Source organism: Ruegeria sp. HKCCD8929, assembly GCF_013031405.1.
GTDB lineage: Bacteria > Pseudomonadota > Alphaproteobacteria > Rhodobacterales > Rhodobacteraceae > Ruegeria.
The window spans coordinates 18,209-35,685 of sequence record NZ_WPZY01000004.1 but is presented as its reverse complement, the minus strand read 5'-3'; the positions used below and the strand labels follow the sequence as shown (position 1 = coordinate 35,685).

Below are 17,477 nucleotides of genomic sequence, written 5' to 3'. Positions count from 1 at the left end.
CGTGCTTAGCGGGGTGCGCTTTGGGCCTCAAGAGGATTTGCTTGGAGGAGGTGGGGGAGGGGGCGCTGCCCCCGTCGCCTGAAGGCGACTCCCCCGGAGTATTTTTGAAAAGATGAAGATCAGGCCGCCTTCAGCAGTTTGGATCTGGTTTCGGTGATCTGGAGCGCGGTGCGGGCGGCTTCGCGGCCTTTTTCCACGAAATGCGCGCGGTAGATCGCGTTGTGATGATCCGTCTCCTGATACTGGTGCGGGGTCAGCGAGACCGAAAGTACCGGAATGCCGGTATCGAGCCCGGCGCGCATCAGGCCATCGACCACGGCCTGGGCTACGAAGTCGTGGCGATAGATGCCGCCATCCACCACGAAGGCGGCGCAGGCGATAGCGGCGTATGTGCCGGTCTGGGCCAAATCGCGGGCCAGCAGCGGCATCTCGAACGCGCCGGGGACGTCGAATATATCGACCTGGTCGGGCGGAATGAGGTCGAGAAAGCCGTCGAGTGCGCGGTCGACGATATCGGAATGCCAGTTGGCTTTGACGAAGGCATAGCGGGTGTGTGTCATCGTGAACTCCTTTAGGTTTGACACGTCACCCAAGGCGATCACGGGCCCGCCCGCCGGGTTTCCGGCGTGGCTTGCGCGTTCTCTTTCATCCGGACTGTGACCGTCGGCTCTGGCCTCTCACCAGATCTGCTGACACTTTTCGCTGGCTCCACGATCCGAAAACCGGTTCCCACTTTTCGGATCGTGGACGCGGGAAAGCCGCTCGCGGGCTTACGAGGTCACGCCCCGCATACCGCCGGTGGGGAATTCCGCCCCGCCCTGAGAACGAAAGCGAGCTTGCCAAGCCATGCCGCGATCTGCAAGAGCGATGTCAGGACAGAGGAGAGAAACGATGCATCCCAACCCGATCTTTCGCGGTGAGGCACGCGCGCGGTGTGAGGCGTTTGCCCGGGACCGGGGGTTTGGTGTGCTGGCGGTCGCAGGTGACGGGGCGCCGCTGATCAGCCATGTGCCGTTTTTGCTGTCTGAGGACGGGACGCTGGCCGAGCTGCATCTGATGCGGTCGAATCCCATCGTTCGGGCGCTGAAGGCACCGGCACCGGCCCGGATCGCGGTCAGCGGGCCGGACGGCTATGTTTCGCCCGACTGGTACGGGGTGCCGGATCAGGTGCCGACCTGGAATTATGTCGCGGTGCATCTGGCCGGAGAGCTGGAACTGCGCCCGCAAATGGAGTTGCGGGATCTGCTGGACCGCCTGTCGGCCCATTTCGAGGCGCGGCTGCTGCCCAAAACCCCCTGGGTCAGCGCCAAGATGACGCCGGAGGCATTGGAGCGGATGATGCGGATGATCGTGCCCTGCCGGATGCGCGTCGATGACGTGCAGGGGACCTGGAAGCTGAACCAGAACAAGCCGGACGACGTGCGGCTTGCGGCGGCGAGGCAGATCGAGGCCGGAGGTGTCGGGGCCGAGCTGGGCGCCCTGGCCGCGCTGATGCGCGGGGATTAGGCGTTTTGCGTTTTATCTGAGATACGTTCACCGGAATGCGCGTTCGACCTAAGGGAGAGGTAGCGTATTCCGGTTCAAATCAAACGTAAAGCGCTTTGGGCGCCCGAGATCTGGATGTGAATCAGGCTCTATTCCGGGCTGAATGTGGTCAGATAGGCCGCGATGTCGGCTGCGCCCTTTTTCAATTTGACGCTCATGTTGGGGCGGGCGGTGTCGTCGTTCAGGAACGCGCGGATGAAACCGATGGGATCGGCAGCGTAGGCGGCGATGTTGTCCTCGGTCCAGACCAACCCCTCTTGCCCGGCGCGGATCATATCATCGGTGAACATGCCGATGGGCAGCCGCTCGCTGCCGTTGAGATAGTCGTATTCGGTGCCCGCGACCCGGCCAACCACGCCGTAGAGGTTGGGGCCGGTGATGCCGCCCTTCACCAGAACCTCGCCATCCTTGATGATCGCGTGGCATGAGACGCAGCGCGAGTAGAGCGCCTTGCCCCGGTCGGGATCGCCCGCCGCCTGTGTCTGAGCCGTGGTGACCAGCGTCAGGAAGAGGGCGGCCAGAGTGTTCCTTGTCATGTAGACTCTCCGTTGGTGGAGTTCGCGCGTCGGGCGGGTTATCGGCATTCGCGCAGAAAGTGCAAGGTGAAATTGTTTGTGGCCTGAGATAAAGAAATATAGCTTAAAATTAATGTTTTAGATGAAATGGAAACAGCCCTCGATTGTCAATTACATCGCACTGAACGCCGTTAACTCGACCCCTCGCACCAAAGGATTGACCCGTCCTCATAATCAAGGCGCAGGATCTGCGCCTGCGCAGCCCGGTATTCTGCTGTTATGATGGGGAATTGAATGACACCGATGCTGTTTCGAAAGGTTTTGGAGATGAAAGGCAAATTGAGCGGTGGATGTGCCTGCGGTTCTGTCCGCTATGCCAGTGACGCGGATATCGAGTTCTCCTTTAACTGCCATTGCAGGAAATGCCAGCGCGCAACGGGATCGGGACATGCCTCGGCGTTTGCACTGCCGCTCGACTCGGTGAAGATCGAAGGCGATATCAAGGAATACAAAGGGGTGAGCGACTCGGGGGCCGCTACCTATAGCGGGTTTTGCCCTCATTGTGGGTCGCCGCTGATGAGCCGCACCGAGCGCTTTCCTGAACGGCGCTATTTCCATGCAGCGACGCTCGACGACCCGTCGATGTTTGATGTCGGTTTCTCGGTATTTCAGGAAGAAGCCCAACCTTGGGATCCGCCGCATGAGGATGCAGGCGCTGCACCGGAATAGGTTTGAGCCCAGCCAGGTCGCACCGTTCAATGTACTGCCTCTCGTTTGAAGGGTGTGCCGGGGTGGTTCTGATGTCTCCGAATCGTCCGGAATTTGGGGCTGGAATGCGGGTTAAATAGCGGGGTTGAGGCGCAAATCGGGGACTTTCGGATGGTCGTCGTCTTGAAATTCTGTGTCTGCGTTGCGACATGAATGCGCACATGCGGCGTAGTGCGCGCCTATGACCGCTGGACGAACCGATTTCTCCCGGATAGATACCCGCTGATGAGTCACCGCATTCGTGCGGCGCACATGCATGTTTGCCCGGGCTCGGGCGCTGGAATCGGAGAAAACCTCGTGTCCCACGCAGAAGACCACGAAGGCACCCGCAGAGATTTCCTCTACTATGTCACGGGTGGCGCAGGTGTAGTAGCAACGGGGGCCGCCGTCTGGCCTCTGGTCAACCAGATGAACCCGTCGGCGGACGTTCAGGCGCTGTCCTCGATTCGCGTTGACGTGTCGGACATCGAGGTTGGCACCCAGATCACCGTGAAGTGGCTGGGCAAGCCGGTGTTCATTCGCCGCCGGACCCAGGAAGAGATCGACGAAGCCCGCGCGGTCGAGTTGTCGGAACTGCCGGACCAGGAAGACCGCAACGCCAACAAGCCGGGTCTGGATGCCGCGGACGAGAACCGCAGCCTGGACGAGGCCGGTGAGTGGCTGGTGATGATGGGTGTGTGTACCCATCTGGGCTGTGTGCCGCTGGGTGATGGCGCAGGCGACTTCCACGGCTGGTTCTGCCCCTGCCATGGCTCGCACTACGACACCTCGGGCCGCATCCGCAAAGGGCCCGCGCCTGAGAACCTGTTCGTTCCGGTCGCCGAGTTCGTCGACGAAACTACCATCAAGCTGGGATAAGGAGACGCGCTCATGTCCGGTATTCCGCACGACCACTACGAACCGAAGACGGGTGGCGAGAAGTGGCTGCACAGCCGCTTGCCCATCGTCGGCCTGCTGTATGACACCCTTATGATCCCCACGCCCAAGAACCTGAACTGGTGGTGGATCTGGGGCATCGTCCTGGCGTTCTGCCTGGTGCTGCAAATCGTCACCGGCATCATTCTGGTGATGCACTACACGCCGCATGTTGATATGGCCTTTGCCAGCATCGAGCACATCATGCGCAACGTGAATGGCGGCTATATGCTGCGCTACCTGCACATGAACGGCGCCTCGCTGTTCTTTGTCGCGGTCTATATCCACATCTTCCGCGGCCTGTTCTACGGCTCGTACAAGTCCCCGCGCGAGATCACGTGGATCATCGGCATGCTGATCTATCTGTGCATGATGGGCACCGCCTTCATGGGTTACGTGCTGCCCTGGGGGCAGATGTCCTTCTGGGGTGCGACCGTGATCACCGGCCTGTTTGGCGCGATCCCGTTCATCGGAGAATCGATCCAGACCTGGCTGCTGGGCGGGCCTGCCGTGGACAACGCCACGCTGAACCGCTTCTTCTCGCTGCACTACCTGCTGCCCTTCGTGATTGCGGCGCTGGTGGTGGTGCATATCTGGGCCTTCCATTCGACCGGCAACAACAACCCCACCGGTGTTGAGGTTCGCCGCGGCTCGAAAGCCGAGGCCGAGAAGGACACGCTGCCGTTCTGGCCGTATTTCGTGATCAAGGACGTGTTCGCACTGGCCGTTATTCTGGTCGTCTTCTGGGCCATCGTCGGCTACATGCCGAACTATCTGGGCCACCCGGACAACTACATCGAGGCCAACCCGCTGGTCACGCCTGCACACATCGTGCCCGAATGGTACTTCCTGCCGTTCTACGCGATCCTGCGGGCCTTTACCGGTGAGGTCTGGGTCGTTCAGTTCGCCAGCTTCATCACCGGCGGCATCATCGACGCCAAGTTCTTTGGAGTTCTGGCGATGTTCGGTGCGATCCTGGCCATGGCGCTGGCGCCGTGGTTGGACACCTCGACCGTGCGTTCGGGCAAGTACCGTCCGATGTTCAAATGGTGGTTCTACCTGCTGATCTTCGATTTCTTCGCCCTGATGTGGCTGGGGGCGATGCCCGCCGAGGAGCCTTTTGCGACTTGGTCGCTGATCGCCTCGGCCTACTGGTTCGCCTATTTCTTCGTGATCCTGCCGATCCTGGGCGTGATCGAGAAGCCCACCGCGCAGCCGGAGACCATCGAGGAAGACTTCAATGCGCATTATGGCAAGGCTGGCGGCGACGCCACGCCCGCCGAGTAAGAAGAGGGACCGGAAACCATGTTGAAGAAACTTGCAATCGGTGCCGCTTTTGCCCTGGCTCTGACCCCTGCCGCGTCGTTCGCGGCAGGCGGCGGCGAGCAGCATATCGAGGACTTCCAGTTCTCGTTCGAGGGGCCGTTCGGCAAATACGACCAGAACCAGCTGCAACGCGGTCTGCAGATCTATACCGAGGTCTGCGCGGCCTGCCACGGTCTGCAATACGTTCCGCTGCGCACGCTGTCGGATGAGGGTGGCGTGGGCCTGCCCGAGGATCAGGTGCGCGCCTATGCGGCCGAGAACTTTACCGTTTTCGACCCCGAACTGGACGATGACCGCGAGGCACGCCCGACCGATCACTTCCCGGCCAACACCGCTGCCGGTGCGCCCGACCTGAGCATGATGGCCAAGGCGCGTGCGGGCTTCCACGGGCCTGCCGGTCTGGGCATCAACCAGCTGTTCAAGGGCATGGGCGGCGCGGAATACATCGCCTCGCTGCTGGACGGCTATACCGGTGAGGAAAAGGAAGAGGCTGGCACCATCCTCTACGAGAACTCCGCCTTCCCCGGTGGCTGGATCTCGATGGCGCCGCCGCTGTTCGATGAGCAGGTCGAGTTCGCGGACGGTCACGAGGCGACCGTCGAAGCCATGTCGCAGGACGTTGCCGCGTTCCTGATGTGGGCCGCCGAGCCCAAGATGATGGCACGCAAGCAGGCCGGTTTTATCGGGGTGATCTTCCTGACCATCTTGTCGGTGCTGCTGTACCTCACCAACAAGCGTCTCTGGGCGCCGGTGAAGGGCAAGAAGCACTAACCGTCAAAGTGCTGAACAGATGACCCCGCGCTTACCCGGCGCGGGGTTTTTTCTTTCCGCCGGTGTGCGCCAATGGCGTTTCGGGGAAGCTTGAAGCGCCAATACCCCGTCGCGCTCTTGGGACATTGGCGATCAGGGATGTGTCAGCGTGTTCCCGAAACACCCTAAGTCAGGGGTCGCTATGGCGAGCTGGCGCGCGCCTTGGCGTTGAACTTGGCCCCGTTGCTTGCGCAATGGCCGCTCCAGGTGCCGTTCCACTTGCCCTTGTCGTTTCGTTTCAGGGCCAGCCGGCCCTTGGAGTTCGCCCCGCACCGGCCCCCGGTAAAATCGACATCGACAACCAGGGTTCTGCCCTTGGCGGCCAAAGTGGAGACTCGGGTTGCGGTGCTTTCCCCGACCCGTCCGTCCGGGATCGAGGCCTGTCCGTTTCGGGTCTGCAATTGCAGGGTGAACGGGTATTTTGATTTGATATCAACGCTCCACCGTCCCTCGGGCAGCGTGTCTGCGAATGTGCCGCTTGCGGCAAATGTACAGATGAGGGTCGCAACCAATAACTGTGGCTTCATACTTTTTGTCCAATTTTCACACAAATAATCACTATCAAATACCATAACACGTCAAAGCGGCCAAATATTCGGCCTGTCGTGCGGGAATATGGGGTGTCATCCGGGGGTATACAACCGCCCCCGCAAAGGCTCAGGCCGCGCGCAGGGAGGTCGCATCCGTTCCTGTCACCAGCGCCTCGATCACCGCGCCTTCGGCCTTGGGCGAGCCGAACTGCACCTCGGCAAACTGCTCGGTCCGGCCCATATGCGGGTTTTCCATCAGGATGCGATGGGTCTTGCCGATCTGGGCGCTGAGGTGGTTTTGCACTTGCCGGTTGCCCTCGGCGCGCAGCCGGGCGGCGCGCTCCTTGATGGCCTTGCCGTTCACCTGCGGCATCCGCGCGGCGGGCGTGCCGGAGCGGGGCGAGTAGGGGAACACGTGCAGCCAGGTCAGGTTGCAGTCCCGGACCAGCTTCAGCGAGTTCTCGAAATGCGCCTCGGTTTCGGTGGGGAACCCGGCGATGATATCGGCGCCAAAGGTCATCTCAGGCCGCAGCTTGCGCGCGTCTTCGGCAAAGCGGATGGCGTCGTCGCGCAGGTGGCGGCGTTTCATCCGTTTCAGAATCAGGTCGTCGCCATGTTGCAGGCTGAGGTGCAGATGCGGCATCAGGCGCGGCTCGGTGGCGATGGCCTGCATCAGGTTGTCATCCACCTCGATCGAGTCGATCGAGCTGATGCGCAGGCGCGGCAGGTCGGGCACTAGTTTCAGGATGCGCATGACCAGATCGCCCAGTTGGGGTTGCGCCGGCAGGTCGGCGCCCCATGAGGTCAGGTCGACCCCGGTCAGCACCACCTCGTTATAGCCGCGATCCACCAGGCGCTTGATCTGATCCACCACCACGCCTGCAGGGACGCTGCGCGAGTTGCCGCGGCCATAGGGGATGATGCAGAAGGTGCAGCGGTGGTCGCAGCCGTTCTGGACCTGCACATAGGCGCGCGAGCGGGTGCCGAACCCGTCGATGAGATGCCCGGCGGTCTCGGTGACCGACATGATGTCGTCGACCTGCACCGCCTCGGTTTCGCCGATGAAATCGGCGGCCATGCCGGTCCAGGTCTCGGGCTGCATCTTTTCGGTGTTGCCGATGACCGCGTTGACCTCATCCATGGCGGCGAAGGTCTGGGGTTCCGTCTGCGCGGCGCAACCGGTCACGATCAGGCGCGCATCCGGGTTTTCGCGGCGCAGCTTGCGGATCTCCTGCCGCGCCTTGCGCACCGCTTCGGAGGTCACCGCGCAGGTGTTCACGATCACGGCGTCGGTGAGGCCTGCCTGCGCCGACAGCTCCTTCATCGCCTCGGTCTCATAGGCGTTGAGACGGCAGCCCAGCGTGGTGAATTTGGGCGCGCTCATCTGAGGCTCTCCAGAAATTCCCGGGTCAGGGTGCCGGAGAAGACATGCATGGTCGGGCCGGTCATCCAGACCCCATCCTCGCGCCAATCGATCCAGAGCGTGCCGCCGTCGAGGTCGATCTGTACCTTGCGCCCGGTAAGCCCCCGTCGGGCGGCGGCAACGGCCGTAGCGCAGGAGGAAGAGCCGGAGGCCAGCGTGATGCCCACGCCCCGCTCCCACACCCGCATGCGGATGTGATCGGGGCCGATGAGCTGTGCGACCTGCACGTTGGTGCGCTGAGGATAGAGCGGGTGGTATTCGTAGCGGGCGCCGAACTCTTCCAGCGGGATCGCCTCGGCATCCTCGACAAAGAAGGTGCAGTGCGGGTTGCCCATTCCGGTGGCCGTCGGGCCCCCTTCGATGGGCAGTTCCAGCGTGTCCACCTCTTCGGCTAGTGGGATCTCGCGCCAGTCGAGCTGCGGTGCCCCCATATTGACCGAGGTCAGCCCGTCGCCCGCATCCCGCGCCATCAGCGCGCCCCGCTCGGTGGTCAGGAGCAACTCGGTCTTGCCGGTCTCCTCCATCAGATGTCGCGCCACGCAGCGCGTTGCATTGCCGCAAGCGGCGGAGGTCGAGCCGTCGGCATTGTAGAACACCAGATGCGCGTCCCCGGTACCGTTCTCGATCACCGTCAGCTGATCGAACCCGACCCCGAACTGCCGATGGGCTATTCCCCGCGCCAGAGCCGGGGTGATCCCGATCTCCTGCGCGCGCGCGTCGACAATGACAAAGTCATTGCCCAGCCCGTGCATCTTCATCAGGGGCAAACCGGTATCCGTCTGGCGTTGCATGGCGGGCATATAGCGCTGCTCCGGGGGCGAATCCACCCTGCGGCCGAGATTTCTGAAAAAAGGTCTTGACCCCCCTCCGTGTGCTCCCTAATTAGGCCGCCTATCGGGTCGCTGGACGGTTGGAAAACTAGGGCGGCACGAGGTGCGAAATAAGGTCTTGAACCCACCCGGCAAAATGCCTTAGAGAGCGCCACGGATCGAGTGATCCGACACAGAAGTGGGCCGTTAGCTCAGTTGGTAGAGCAACTGACTTTTAATCAGTGGGTCGCAGGTTCGAATCCTGCACGGCTCACCACTGTTTTCAATGACTTACAAGAACCACAACGCTGCCATCCCGATGCGATTTCTTGTCTGGGGGACACATGGGGGACAAATATTCCGCGTTTGCCGAGGCCTTTGGGTATGCTAACTTCGATGTGCACCAGTTATTCGCTCCTCCCCGACAACTAGCTGAAACCAGCAAAAAAGCCACTTAACCCTTCAAAAGTGGACGCGGAGCGCGTACCTACTTTGCCAGCAAAATGCAACAAAATGCAGCAAAAAGCGGCGCCAATAGTGCAGGCACACTTACCGCGCTTGGAGATTTAAATCCGTGCCGGTGATTTCATACAGTGTCAGACGATTCCAACACTTGCATATGCCGAATTGATTGCGGCTTGCACATCCGCGGATTTAGCAGGATCGCCTCTAAAGTATGTTAGGGCGGCAGAACGCAGGGTGCGCCGACAGTCGCGGAAAGTTGCCATGCGCGACAAGCGAGTGAGTGTCAGGTAGTAAAGCAAGCCTGTCTCGCCTGGCTGCAACAAAGGATCTCCGTTCGCATCCTGTGAATTGAATAGATTGTAGGCAGCCTTGTTGTGAATGTTGCTGTTGATGTGTACTCCGCCATTGTCGAATGGCGTTCCGATATGTCGGCGTTGCGACCAGTGATCGGGATCGCCGGTGCGGGCTGGGTTCTCCATATCACGGAGCGGCAAACCGCCATTACCTAGCCCGGACCCGAGTTCCCAATTCCAGTTTCTCAAGGGTTTTGGCTCGTCGGGATACCAATTCTTAACCAGTATTCCGAAGATGTCGCTGAAAGACTCGTTCAGAGCGCCTGATTCGTCCCGATAGACAAGATTGCTTGTAGTTTCGGTGACGCCATGACTCAATTCATGCGCGATAACATCCAGATGGCGTGCGTAACTTTCGAACTGGCCCGTGGAGTTTTGGGTTTGTCCATACCACATGCGTTTGTTCCACCAGACCGCATTCTTCCAGACTGGAGGGGGGCTATGCTGTGAATAGGTACAATTCACCATAGAGATGAGGCGCATGCCTTTGCCATCAATTCCATTGCGCTTCAAAACATTGTTGAAGAAGTCGAAGACCAAAGTCGCATGAAAGTGCGCACTCACACCGGCAGGATTGCTGCTCATGAAATCGGTAGCCGCACTGTCGATGGGAGTGGCGGTTGGCGGGGAGGTGATGTCATTGAGACTGTGGTCGAAAGTTTCAATGTTTCGCAGCGGGTCGACCATTTCAAAGCCGTTACCGTTGGTTCTACCGTGAAAGTCGCGCTGAATACCGATATCGTCGTCACCCTGGCAGAGGACAGGTATGTCGAGGAACGGCTGAGAACTAAAGTAATAAACAATCTCCCCGGAATGGGCGTCGACCAGGTAATCGAACATTAGAAAGTGCTCGCGCGGAGACGGGCCTATGCCATGGCCATGGCCCTCAGAGAGTGCATCTACGGTTTCACGAGGTGCGCCGGGCACGCTCTTGAAGTGAAATGTTAGGTGCCAGTCGCCGCCGTCCTGAGTGGCAAAGTAGCAAAGCACCGGGGCTTCGACCTCTACTGCTTCAAGAGTCGCTCCTGAAAAAGCCCTGATGCTGTCAAGGGCTTGTGCGGCGCTGAGTGTTGCCACAGGCGAGACATCCGGGGAGTTGGTGAGTACTGCGTCGAAGGAGTTGAGCCGTCGGCTGTATGCCTCCAATTCGACCACGGCATTGGTACCGAAGACAGGAATGCCTCGGGCCTGTTGCTCGAAATGCACAGAGCGTGCACCCGCGGCGGGCAGTTCTTCTGCCCGGGTTAGTACGAGGCCGGGTGTGGTCGAGGTGTCCTCGGGCGCAATGACGTCAGTGAGTTCGGAATCCTTAGCGGATACCAGCAGTTGTTTGGCATAATACCGTGCGGCCATCTCGTCGGATTGAAAAACGGGGGACTCGGAGGGCGGTCCCCCAACTGCTTCTTGAGAACCGTCTGCGAGGGCAGCTTGCAAACCGGTGGGAGCAGCAAGGGACGACTCCGAAGGAGCGCCAGCGGCATTGAATGTAAAGGTTTTATACTTGGCGGCCATATCTAGTCCTCCAAATCTTCTGTTTTCAAATGAGTTGGACCTTTTGCGAACGTCAGGTCACATAGTTCCGGTTATACCGGCGTAATGTCTTCTTCTGGTAGTGCTCGACAAGAATATCATAAAATTACCTCCGGGTTTAGCGCTCGCTATTCGGACTCCCCCCTTTGGGGCTGATCAAGCGCACGTTCATCATCATACCGACCGAACAGCGAAACGATCACTTCCACTTACTGAGAGCTTGCCAGAACGAGCGGCGGGCTTTGCGGAAACGACCGTACATCGAACCACTTGAAGCACGTCCCGTCCGGGTTCTGCTTGTCGCCCATGCGGATGAACGTGCCGTTGGAGCCGTGCCGGATGAGCGCAGCCCGGAAGGCTCTCAGGTCGATGAGTTGCCAACTGTTGAGCGATTGCCCGTCCGGTCTAGCGTGCCCGTAGAACAGCCAGTCGCCGTTGCCATTCACAATTTTGGACAGCTCGGTTTCGACGCCAGAGGGCACCTTTGCGCGAATGGTGAACTGGTGGGGGTAGCGCTCTGCGTAGCCGTGACGCCTCACTCTCGCTGCAATGCGCATGTCCTTGGCGTCCAGCATCACGAGGTCGGTTGCCTGGAAGTGGTCGAGGGGATCAGGGGCAGCCCGAATAATGTGAGTGCCGATGATGCTTTTGATTTCAGGTAAAAACTGGTCCGACCAACGTCGGTTACGGGGATAAAAATTCATGTTGAGTCTCCGGGTAATTCCGGAAGAGGGCGCGCTGAAATACCGGCGCCCTCCCGTTGTGAAATTCAATGTGTTTTGTCTAATTCAGGAGGCGCAGGGCGTCCGCCTCCATGACTTTCGCATGCTCGTCCTCCCAGAAGCCGTCACAGCGGATCAGGAGGTGAACCTTTATTGCCACGTCCCGAAGGGTCACGCAGTCTTGGTTCATAATCCGGTCCTCAAGGTCGGTGACGTTATCACGGACAGGGCCAACCGTTTCGTTGTGGTCCTCGGCAATGCCGCTTGCGTCCTCATTGCCAGCAGCCCGCGCAGCTTCAAACACCTCGCCATTCTCATCAATGAGCCGGTCATATTCGGGGTAGAGAGCGGACAGCCGGGCGTACAAGCGGCCAATGGGGGTTTCTTCGGTCGCAGCCAGAGCGGGCAGAGAGGCCGCAGGAGCGGCGCACAGGGCCGTCAGGGCGGTGCGGCGGTTCATTTCTTCATGGGGTTGTCTCCTTTCTCAGGCGCGCTCAAGCAGCTTGTTCGCGTCAGAAACCAAGCCGTCTATCTGGTCATCACACCAGACGCCGCGCACGCGGTGGGTAACTGCGACCTTTACGGCCAAGTCCTCACCGCAGCGGGCCTCAAGGTCAGTGATTTCATCCTCGATGGCTGTCAGGCGGTCATAGGCTGGTTCAATCACCCGCGCTTCAAAGTCCTTGTCAGCGGGACCAGGTTTTTGCCCAGCCGCCTCGGATATGGCACATAGGCGTGCAGCTTCATTATTCGCGGCCTTGACTTCGGCCACCGCTTCGACCCAGCGAGGATAGAGCGCCAGAATTGGTGTGGCAGGAAGTGCGGTTGCGATCCGCTCAGAAAGGGATGGTACGGTTGCTTGCGCTTCCATCAGACCGCCCTCCGGCTCAGCGCCCGCAAAGTCCGGACAATGTTGTTCATGAGAACGGCGTCATCGGGACAGAACGAACCGTCCACCATGCCCCATGCTTCCGAGGCTGCGAATTCCGCTTGCGCCAGTACTCCGTCCAGAGTTTTGGCGGGCACACGGCAAAGCTGTTCCTGCAATTCCAGCTTGCGCAACTGCCGGGGATCATCGTCCTCCCAATCGACTCGGGAGGCCAAGAACTCGTCAATAATCGCCTTCCATTCGGCGTGCCATGCGCAGTGCGGGTCTCTGGTCTCAGTCGGTAGAGCCTGTCCGGCAGTAACAGGCACGGCTGCGACAAGTGCAGGCACCGTAGTGACAAATGTGCGTCGGGTTACGGGTTTCATGGGAACTCCTTTTCAGTTTGGGAAGTGATAAATGTGGCCGTCTGCCGCGATCCGGGTGACGGTCGCGAGGTTCACAGACCTTGCAGCGCGGGCCTCAGCGTCCCAGACGGGCAGCAGGTGGGGGTGACGGCGGGCGCGGGTCATAATGGCCTTGCGTGCCGCCTCTGACGCCACCTCGCCCTTGACGTGCTGGCGCAGGGCGGCGGGCTGGACACGCATAACGCGCTCGGTGCCGTCTTTCTTGGTGAACGTGACCGACGTGAACCGGCCTGACTTGCCGTTGCTGCGCACATCATCTTGCGATGCAAGATAGTCGGCTCGGTTGGCGTGGCTGTGAATAACGAAGTTCTCGGGGGCCAACTCAAAGCTGGGTGCCAAGATATCAACGCAGAAATCCACTCGGGCGATGCTCACCTGATGCGCCTCAAAGCGGACGCTAAGGCGGGTGAGTGTCTTGTCGATGTAGGCGCGAGCATAGCCAAGGCCCTGTGTTGCCAGAAGCGTCGAGCCTACTGAGATTCGGATTCCCCAAGGGTCACGTGCATTCGGCTTTTTGAAGAACCATGTGACGTCCAGTGGCCCGCCTTTCAGGATAAAGCGATAGCCATTGCCACCATAGGGCAAGAGATCAAAATCAGCGCCGCCGTACGTAACCGGAACTTGCGCACGGTTTTCTTCGGCTCTCTCCCGTTCGGTGTTCAGAAGCTCGAATAATTCCGACGAAATATTGGCCTGTACTGAAAGGGCAATGGTATCGAAGCCACGATGAACGACATGCATTTGGTTGGGTCTCCTTGGGTTCTCGTATTTCCAGAGGGGGGTGCTACAAACACCCCCCTCTGTCGGCGGACGCCGCGCGATTTGGTTGAGGTTTGGAAAGTGGACGGGCGCCAAAGCGCCCTTCAATGGTGCCTCCGGCGGGGCAGCATTTGTTTTGGGGCCGGGCTGAGAGCCCGGCGGATGTCATTGGCTGGCTGCTGCCTGCTTCCGGGAAATCCAGTTTTCTGCCCGTTCGGCGCATTTGGCGACGTTGAGCAGATCATTGTGAGAGAAAGCGCTGGTGGTGCGCCAGTCACCCTCCACCGTCTTGTACGAGCGGGAAATGTCGACGGAGAAAAAGCCGTCATTGTCCCAGATCGTTGCGGTGATCAGTCCGATTTTGAACTTGAAGGCAGGTTGTTGTGTCACTGTGAACTCCTTTCATTGAACCTGTCGGCAGACGCAAAAAGGGCGCGAGGTGGCGACACCCCACGCCCCTGAGAGCCATCCGGCCCCAAAATCCCGCTCAGCGCTGCCAACTCTGAGCGGGCAAAACTCGAATGTCAGGAAGGTGCGGTGCTGGTATTGGCGACCCGCTTACCAGCAATCCACTTTTGCAGATCGCGGCGGGTGTAGCGGACAGAACGACCAGACACTTTTACAAACATCGGCCCGCCGCCGCGCACGCGCCAGTTCTGCAAAGCCCGCACGGAATAACAGAGGTAGTTGGCGGCTTCTTTTTCATCGATAAGCCGGTCGAAGTAGTCTGGGTCAATCTGTGCTTGCATGGTCGCCTCGCTGCATTTCGTTTCGTTGCAGGCAATATGCAGCGTAGATTCGGCCCGGTCTAATGTCATAAATGGCCCAAAACCTGTCCATTTATGACACCCCTATTTTTTATGGCCAAACAAGCGTCGAGCTACATTCCCGATGGCGTGCACCGATGGATTTCTTTGCGCGTCATCCACCCAGAAGAACAAAAACAGAAAATCGAAAAATGATCCCTTGTAGGGGCGCTCTTCATCAAGATCATTATACCAGTATGAGTCCATCGGTTTGCGGCCTGAATAGCGTTCAAACACAGCGCCAAGACGTTTGATGGTTTCTTCAAGGTTCTCGTTTTGCTTGGGTCTGGCGCGTGGGCGCATGTGACCCTCCAAGGCTCCCCGACTAGCAAGTGGAAGTTGGGCAGGGTCTCCTTCAAGACGTCTATGAGATATTCGCCGTAATCCAGCCCTTCGTGGTCGGCGCCTATTGCATTCTCAAAATAGTCTGCGGGTTCGTTGACCATGCCAGCTTCTTCCAGTTCCCATCTTATGGACGTTGGAAGGTCTGAAATCTGGTCCCGCAGCGAAGTGACCGCTTTGTCGAGTTTCCGATAGATTGTCTTGCATTCTTTTGCGGGAAGTTTCGTCATCTTGCGGTCGTTAGGTCGGTACCGCTGAGTAATCCAATCAATGTCTGTCGCGAAACCCTGTGCCACCGGCAGGGAAAGTCCCATCTGGCACCACATGTGTTCGACGTTGAACGCATGTTCGTCACCTTGATTATCCGACATCTGCTCTGCACCTGTTACATTATCTATCGTATGATCGACCGCTGGCCGCCTATGTAACGTTACCTATACGTAGGGCGGTCAAATCTTCACTCGGTCCCTATGTAATGTAACGTTACCGAACAACCCTTAGGGGAGCAGCACGCACATCCTTGCGAACGGCCCGGGCCAAGCGGCTTGCGACCGAGCCTGCTGCTCGCTGAACCGCATCATCGGCAAGATGCGCGTAGCGCAGGGTTGTCGTCAGATTTTTGTGGCCCATGATTTCCTTGAGGGTGAACGGGTCTATCCCGTCTTTCATCGCAACCGAAGCATAGGTGTGCCGCAGGTCGTGAAGGCGCACGTCGTCTAGTCCTGCCGCGCCACGAATGCGCCGCCACGGTTTCTGCAAATTGATCAAAGGGCCATCCTCCGACTCCCCTAATATTACGTAGGGGTTTTTCGGTTGCCGGGGTAACTCCATCAAAATGTCATAGGCTTCCCTAGGCAGCGGAATGCGCCGCCGCCCGGTTTTGCTGTCCGGCAGTTCCAGATGATGTGCGGTTACATAATCCCAGCGGAGTGTCAGAATCTCACTGAGGCGGCATCCCGTGTAGATCAGCAGCAGGACCGTCGAAACTGCGTAGACGCTCTCCGTGCCTTCTTCCAGTGCCTCTGCCAGCACTTCACCAAGCTGCACCTGTTCCTCGTCCGAGAGGTAGCGTTTCTTTTCTTCCTCGCGGAATTTCTTGATCCGGCGGGCCGGGTTAGAGCCAGCTTGGCGCAGCCCCCAATCTTCGGCCAGATTGAACAGCTTTGACAGCATGCTGGCGGCACGGTTGGCCTGATATGGTGTCTCACGCAGAGCGTGGTGAAACGCCACCACATCGGCGCGTGTGACTTCGGCAATCGGCAGCGGGCCGAGCCGGGGCCGGATAAAGCGGCGAATGATGCTGTGATAGTCACGGGCCGTCGTCGGCTTGCAATGTTGATCAACATATTCTTCCAGGAACCGGTCACAGAGCCCTGCCACGGTCGGCGCGCGCATCTTGGCTTGTTTCTCGGCAGAGGGGTCCGCGCCACGCGCCACGTCGCCCAAGAGCTGCTTTGCGCGCGTCCGTGCTTCCTCGGCGGTCAGGACGCCATGCTGGCCAATGGTAATGCGCCGCGTCCGCCGCCCAACCCGATATTGGATCAGGTAGGTCTTCTTGCCAGAGGGATAGACCCGCAGCCCAAATCCGCGCATGTCCCGGTCCCATACCAGATACTCCTTGGCCTCGATGGCCAGCCCCTCAACAGCGCGTTTGGTCAGTTTGAACATATCCAGAACACTCCTTGCTTCCGGCCTGCTTCCGGAAGCTATACGGAAGCAAATGGCGGCGAATTCTGGCGTTATTCATGAAGTCTTGGCGCAAGGCCGGTCAACGTAAATAATTGTTTTCGCTTCATTTTTGTCAGTGTGGCGAAATCTGGCGAAATGCAGAGAAAGCGCACTGGCCGTTCTTTTAATCAGTGGGTCGCAGGTTCGAATCCTGCACGGCTCACCACTAATCTCAAAAGAGATCAAGACGTTGGAAGGCCGCTCAGTCGAGCGGCCTTCGTCGTTTTGGGTTCCTCTGCAACAACTTTGCAACAAATCATTCGCTGCAACGTAAGCGGTCGATCCTTGAGACCGACCGGTTACGATGTTGATTTTGTTGGCTACCTTTTGGCGGGCCTTTCGATGTAGATTTCCTTCAACGCCACTTCTTTCCACAGACGCACCTGAAGGCGCTCGGCCAGTTTCTCTGCGAAGAACATCCCATCATGGTCATCTTGAAGGACGGCCTGCGCGAGTTGAAGTGCGAGGCGCTTGGTCACTTTCCGATGACACCGCTGGGCGATCTCACGTTCCAGCATGGTTTCAAGTTCTGACTGCGGAACGAGCATTTTGACGGGTCGGGTCGGGAGTTTTTCCAGTACGTTCATGCCGCGACTCCTTCGTCGAGAGCCATCTGCTCGGCGCGTTCGGCATAGCGGCCATTGGCGAAGTGATAGACGACGCCATCCATCTCCTCGTGGTGATAGCCGAGCGGCCACCGCGCATCGTGGTGACGGTCGATGATCTTCTTCACGAGTTCCATCTCGCGCAAAGCTCGCTCATCTGCCATGAGCACAGTTTGGTCTGTCATGGCGTAGTACCTTTGCTGTCTGTTGCCATTCAATCGCCACCTTCCTCA

22 protein-coding genes, 1 tRNA gene and 1 riboswitch are annotated in these 17,477 nt (G+C 59.1%); of the genes, 6 read left to right on the top strand and 17 right to left on the bottom strand.

From position 1 onward, the window contains the following. Window positions 1–119: 119 nt before the first annotated feature. Entirely contained in the window at window positions 120–560 is a 441-nt protein-coding gene (locus tag GOX53_RS07410; protein ID WP_171174945.1) for a 6,7-dimethyl-8-ribityllumazine synthase, read from the bottom strand. Window positions 561–633: 73 nt separating this feature from the next. Further along, a riboswitch (FMN riboswitch) is annotated at window positions 634–830 on the bottom strand. A gap of 61 nt (window positions 831–891) precedes the next feature. Between GOX53_RS07410 and GOX53_RS07405 the strand changes: the two genes are divergently transcribed. Further along, window positions 892–1,506, top strand: a complete 615-nt coding sequence (locus GOX53_RS07405) for an FMN-binding negative transcriptional regulator (RefSeq protein ID WP_171174943.1) — start codon at window positions 892–894, stop codon at window positions 1,504–1,506. A 128-nt stretch (window positions 1,507–1,634) separates the two neighbouring features. On the opposite strand, the gene GOX53_RS07400 is transcribed toward GOX53_RS07405, so the two are convergent. Next, entirely contained in the window at window positions 1,635–2,081 is a 447-nt protein-coding gene (locus GOX53_RS07400) for a cytochrome c family protein (protein ID WP_171174942.1), read from the bottom strand. Between the two features lie 273 nt (window positions 2,082–2,354). On the opposite strand from GOX53_RS07400, the gene GOX53_RS07395 reads away from it, so the two are divergent. The 4 genes from GOX53_RS07395 (at window position 2,355) to GOX53_RS07380 (ending at window position 5,840) form a co-directional block, all read left to right on the top strand. Then, window positions 2,355–2,789, top strand: coding sequence for a GFA family protein (locus GOX53_RS07395; RefSeq protein WP_217351701.1), 435 nt, complete (start codon window positions 2,355–2,357; stop codon window positions 2,787–2,789). A 336-nt stretch (window positions 2,790–3,125) separates the two neighbouring features. Beyond that, on the top strand, window positions 3,126–3,686 hold the full coding sequence (gene petA, locus GOX53_RS07390) for a ubiquinol-cytochrome c reductase iron-sulfur subunit (protein ID WP_171174940.1): 561 nt from the start codon (window positions 3,126–3,128) through the stop codon (window positions 3,684–3,686). 12 nt (window positions 3,687–3,698) lie between these two features. Continuing rightward, a complete protein-coding gene (petB, locus tag GOX53_RS07385) occupies window positions 3,699–5,030 on the top strand; it encodes a cytochrome b (protein ID WP_171174938.1) in 1,332 nt (443 codons plus the stop codon). Between the two features lie 18 nt (window positions 5,031–5,048). Beyond that, window positions 5,049–5,840, top strand: a complete 792-nt coding sequence (locus GOX53_RS07380) for a cytochrome c1 (protein WP_171174936.1) — start codon at window positions 5,049–5,051, stop codon at window positions 5,838–5,840. 179 nt (window positions 5,841–6,019) lie between these two features. Here GOX53_RS07380 and GOX53_RS07375 read toward each other — a convergent pair whose 3' ends face one another. The 3 genes from GOX53_RS07375 to dapF form a co-directional block, all read right to left on the bottom strand. Then, window positions 6,020–6,406 (bottom strand): hypothetical protein, encoded by a 387-nt coding sequence (locus GOX53_RS07375; RefSeq protein WP_171174934.1) that lies wholly within the window; start codon window positions 6,404–6,406, stop codon window positions 6,020–6,022. Window positions 6,407–6,536: 130 nt separating this feature from the next. Beyond that, window positions 6,537–7,793, bottom strand: coding sequence for a tRNA (N(6)-L-threonylcarbamoyladenosine(37)-C(2))-methylthiotransferase MtaB (gene mtaB / locus GOX53_RS07370; RefSeq protein WP_171174932.1), 1,257 nt, complete (start codon window positions 7,791–7,793; stop codon window positions 6,537–6,539). Beyond that, window positions 7,790–8,632: a diaminopimelate epimerase gene (gene dapF, locus GOX53_RS07365; protein ID WP_171174930.1), complete on the bottom strand. Its 843-nt coding sequence runs from the start codon at window positions 8,630–8,632 to the stop codon at window positions 7,790–7,792. The genes mtaB and dapF overlap by 4 nt, the downstream gene beginning before the upstream one ends. 210 nt (window positions 8,633–8,842) lie before the next feature. On the opposite strand from dapF, the gene GOX53_RS07360 reads away from it, so the two are divergent. After that, window positions 8,843–8,918: transfer RNA gene (locus GOX53_RS07360), tRNA-Lys, on the top strand. Between the two features lie 319 nt (window positions 8,919–9,237). Here the strand turns inward: GOX53_RS07360 and GOX53_RS07355 are convergent. The 12 genes from GOX53_RS07355 to GOX53_RS07300 form a co-directional block, all read right to left on the bottom strand. Then, on the bottom strand, window positions 9,238–10,971 hold the full coding sequence (locus GOX53_RS07355) for a M4 family metallopeptidase (RefSeq protein ID WP_171174928.1): 1,734 nt from the start codon (window positions 10,969–10,971) through the stop codon (window positions 9,238–9,240). 227 nt (window positions 10,972–11,198) lie between these two features. After that, window positions 11,199–11,693, bottom strand: a complete 495-nt coding sequence (locus GOX53_RS07350; protein ID WP_171174926.1) for a hypothetical protein — start codon at window positions 11,691–11,693, stop codon at window positions 11,199–11,201. Between the two features lie 79 nt (window positions 11,694–11,772). Then, window positions 11,773–12,171, bottom strand: coding sequence for a hypothetical protein (locus GOX53_RS07345; protein WP_171174924.1), 399 nt, complete (start codon window positions 12,169–12,171; stop codon window positions 11,773–11,775). A 24-nt stretch (window positions 12,172–12,195) separates the two neighbouring features. After that, on the bottom strand, window positions 12,196–12,582 hold the full coding sequence (locus tag GOX53_RS07340) for a hypothetical protein (RefSeq protein ID WP_171174922.1): 387 nt from the start codon (window positions 12,580–12,582) through the stop codon (window positions 12,196–12,198). Beyond that, window positions 12,582–12,965: a hypothetical protein gene (locus tag GOX53_RS07335; protein WP_171174920.1), complete on the bottom strand. Its 384-nt coding sequence runs from the start codon at window positions 12,963–12,965 to the stop codon at window positions 12,582–12,584. Before GOX53_RS07335 ends, GOX53_RS07340 begins: the two co-directional genes overlap by 1 nt. Window positions 12,966–12,977: 12 nt before the next feature. Next, complete coding sequence (locus GOX53_RS07330) at window positions 12,978–13,745, bottom strand: hypothetical protein (RefSeq protein ID WP_171174918.1); 768 nt, start codon at window positions 13,743–13,745, stop codon at window positions 12,978–12,980. 183 nt (window positions 13,746–13,928) lie between these two features. Beyond that, window positions 13,929–14,153 carry a hypothetical protein gene (locus GOX53_RS07325; RefSeq protein WP_171174916.1) on the bottom strand — a complete coding sequence of 75 codons (225 nt, stop codon included), beginning with the start codon at window positions 14,151–14,153 and terminating at the stop codon, window positions 13,929–13,931. Window positions 14,154–14,287: 134 nt separating this feature from the next. Further along, window positions 14,288–14,512: an AlpA family transcriptional regulator gene (locus GOX53_RS07320; RefSeq protein WP_171174914.1), complete on the bottom strand. Its 225-nt coding sequence runs from the start codon at window positions 14,510–14,512 to the stop codon at window positions 14,288–14,290. 102 nt (window positions 14,513–14,614) lie between these two features. Next, window positions 14,615–14,872, bottom strand: coding sequence for a hypothetical protein (locus GOX53_RS07315; RefSeq protein ID WP_171174912.1), 258 nt, complete (start codon window positions 14,870–14,872; stop codon window positions 14,615–14,617). A gap of 522 nt (window positions 14,873–15,394) precedes the next feature. After that, a complete protein-coding gene (locus GOX53_RS07310; RefSeq protein ID WP_171174910.1) occupies window positions 15,395–16,579 on the bottom strand; it encodes a site-specific integrase in 1,185 nt (394 codons plus the stop codon). A gap of 380 nt (window positions 16,580–16,959) precedes the next feature. Next, a complete protein-coding gene (locus tag GOX53_RS07305; RefSeq protein ID WP_171174908.1) occupies window positions 16,960–17,226 on the bottom strand; it encodes a hypothetical protein in 267 nt (88 codons plus the stop codon). Beyond that, window positions 17,223–17,429: a hypothetical protein gene (locus tag GOX53_RS07300; RefSeq protein ID WP_171174906.1), complete on the bottom strand. Its 207-nt coding sequence runs from the start codon at window positions 17,427–17,429 to the stop codon at window positions 17,223–17,225. The genes GOX53_RS07305 and GOX53_RS07300 overlap by 4 nt, the downstream gene beginning before the upstream one ends. Window positions 17,430–17,477: the final 48 nt, after the last annotated feature.

Bases quoted from the DNA above. Each gene is read 5' to 3' on its own strand.
- petB (WP_171174938.1), top strand. From the start codon at position 3,699: ATGTCCGGTATTCCGCACGACCACTACGAACCGAAGACGGGTGGCGAG.
- GOX53_RS07375 (WP_171174934.1), bottom strand. From the start codon at position 6,406: ATGAAGCCACAGTTATTGGTTGCGACCCTCATCTGTACATTTGCCGCA.
- GOX53_RS07335 (WP_171174920.1), bottom strand. From the start codon at position 12,965: ATGAAACCCGTAACCCGACGCACATTTGTCACTACGGTGCCTGCACTT.
- GOX53_RS07400 (WP_171174942.1), bottom strand. From the start codon at position 2,081: ATGACAAGGAACACTCTGGCCGCCCTCTTCCTGACGCTGGTCACCACG.
- GOX53_RS07405 (WP_171174943.1), top strand. From the start codon at position 892: ATGCATCCCAACCCGATCTTTCGCGGTGAGGCACGCGCGCGGTGTGAG.
- GOX53_RS07350 (WP_171174926.1), bottom strand. From the start codon at position 11,693: ATGAATTTTTATCCCCGTAACCGACGTTGGTCGGACCAGTTTTTACCT.
- GOX53_RS07310 (WP_171174910.1), bottom strand. From the start codon at position 16,579: ATGTTCAAACTGACCAAACGCGCTGTTGAGGGGCTGGCCATCGAGGCC.
- GOX53_RS07320 (WP_171174914.1), bottom strand. From the start codon at position 14,512: ATGCAAGCACAGATTGACCCAGACTACTTCGACCGGCTTATCGATGAA.
- GOX53_RS07315 (WP_171174912.1), bottom strand. From the start codon at position 14,872: ATGCGCCCACGCGCCAGACCCAAGCAAAACGAGAACCTTGAAGAAACC.
- GOX53_RS07345 (WP_171174924.1), bottom strand. From the start codon at position 12,171: ATGAACCGCCGCACCGCCCTGACGGCCCTGTGCGCCGCTCCTGCGGCC.
- GOX53_RS07410 (WP_171174945.1), bottom strand. From the start codon at position 560: ATGACACACACCCGCTATGCCTTCGTCAAAGCCAACTGGCATTCCGAT.
- dapF (WP_171174930.1), bottom strand. From the start codon at position 8,632: ATGCCCGCCATGCAACGCCAGACGGATACCGGTTTGCCCCTGATGAAG.
- GOX53_RS07330 (WP_171174918.1), bottom strand. From the start codon at position 13,745: ATGCATGTCGTTCATCGTGGCTTCGATACCATTGCCCTTTCAGTACAG.
- GOX53_RS07340 (WP_171174922.1), bottom strand. From the start codon at position 12,582: ATGGAAGCGCAAGCAACCGTACCATCCCTTTCTGAGCGGATCGCAACC.
- GOX53_RS07395 (WP_217351701.1), top strand. From the start codon at position 2,355: ATGACACCGATGCTGTTTCGAAAGGTTTTGGAGATGAAAGGCAAATTG.
- GOX53_RS07300 (WP_171174906.1), bottom strand. From the start codon at position 17,429: ATGACAGACCAAACTGTGCTCATGGCAGATGAGCGAGCTTTGCGCGAG.
- GOX53_RS07305 (WP_171174908.1), bottom strand. From the start codon at position 17,226: ATGAACGTACTGGAAAAACTCCCGACCCGACCCGTCAAAATGCTCGTT.
- GOX53_RS07380 (WP_171174936.1), top strand. From the start codon at position 5,049: ATGTTGAAGAAACTTGCAATCGGTGCCGCTTTTGCCCTGGCTCTGACC.
- GOX53_RS07355 (WP_171174928.1), bottom strand. From the start codon at position 10,971: ATGGCCGCCAAGTATAAAACCTTTACATTCAATGCCGCTGGCGCTCCT.
- mtaB (WP_171174932.1), bottom strand. From the start codon at position 7,793: ATGAGCGCGCCCAAATTCACCACGCTGGGCTGCCGTCTCAACGCCTAT.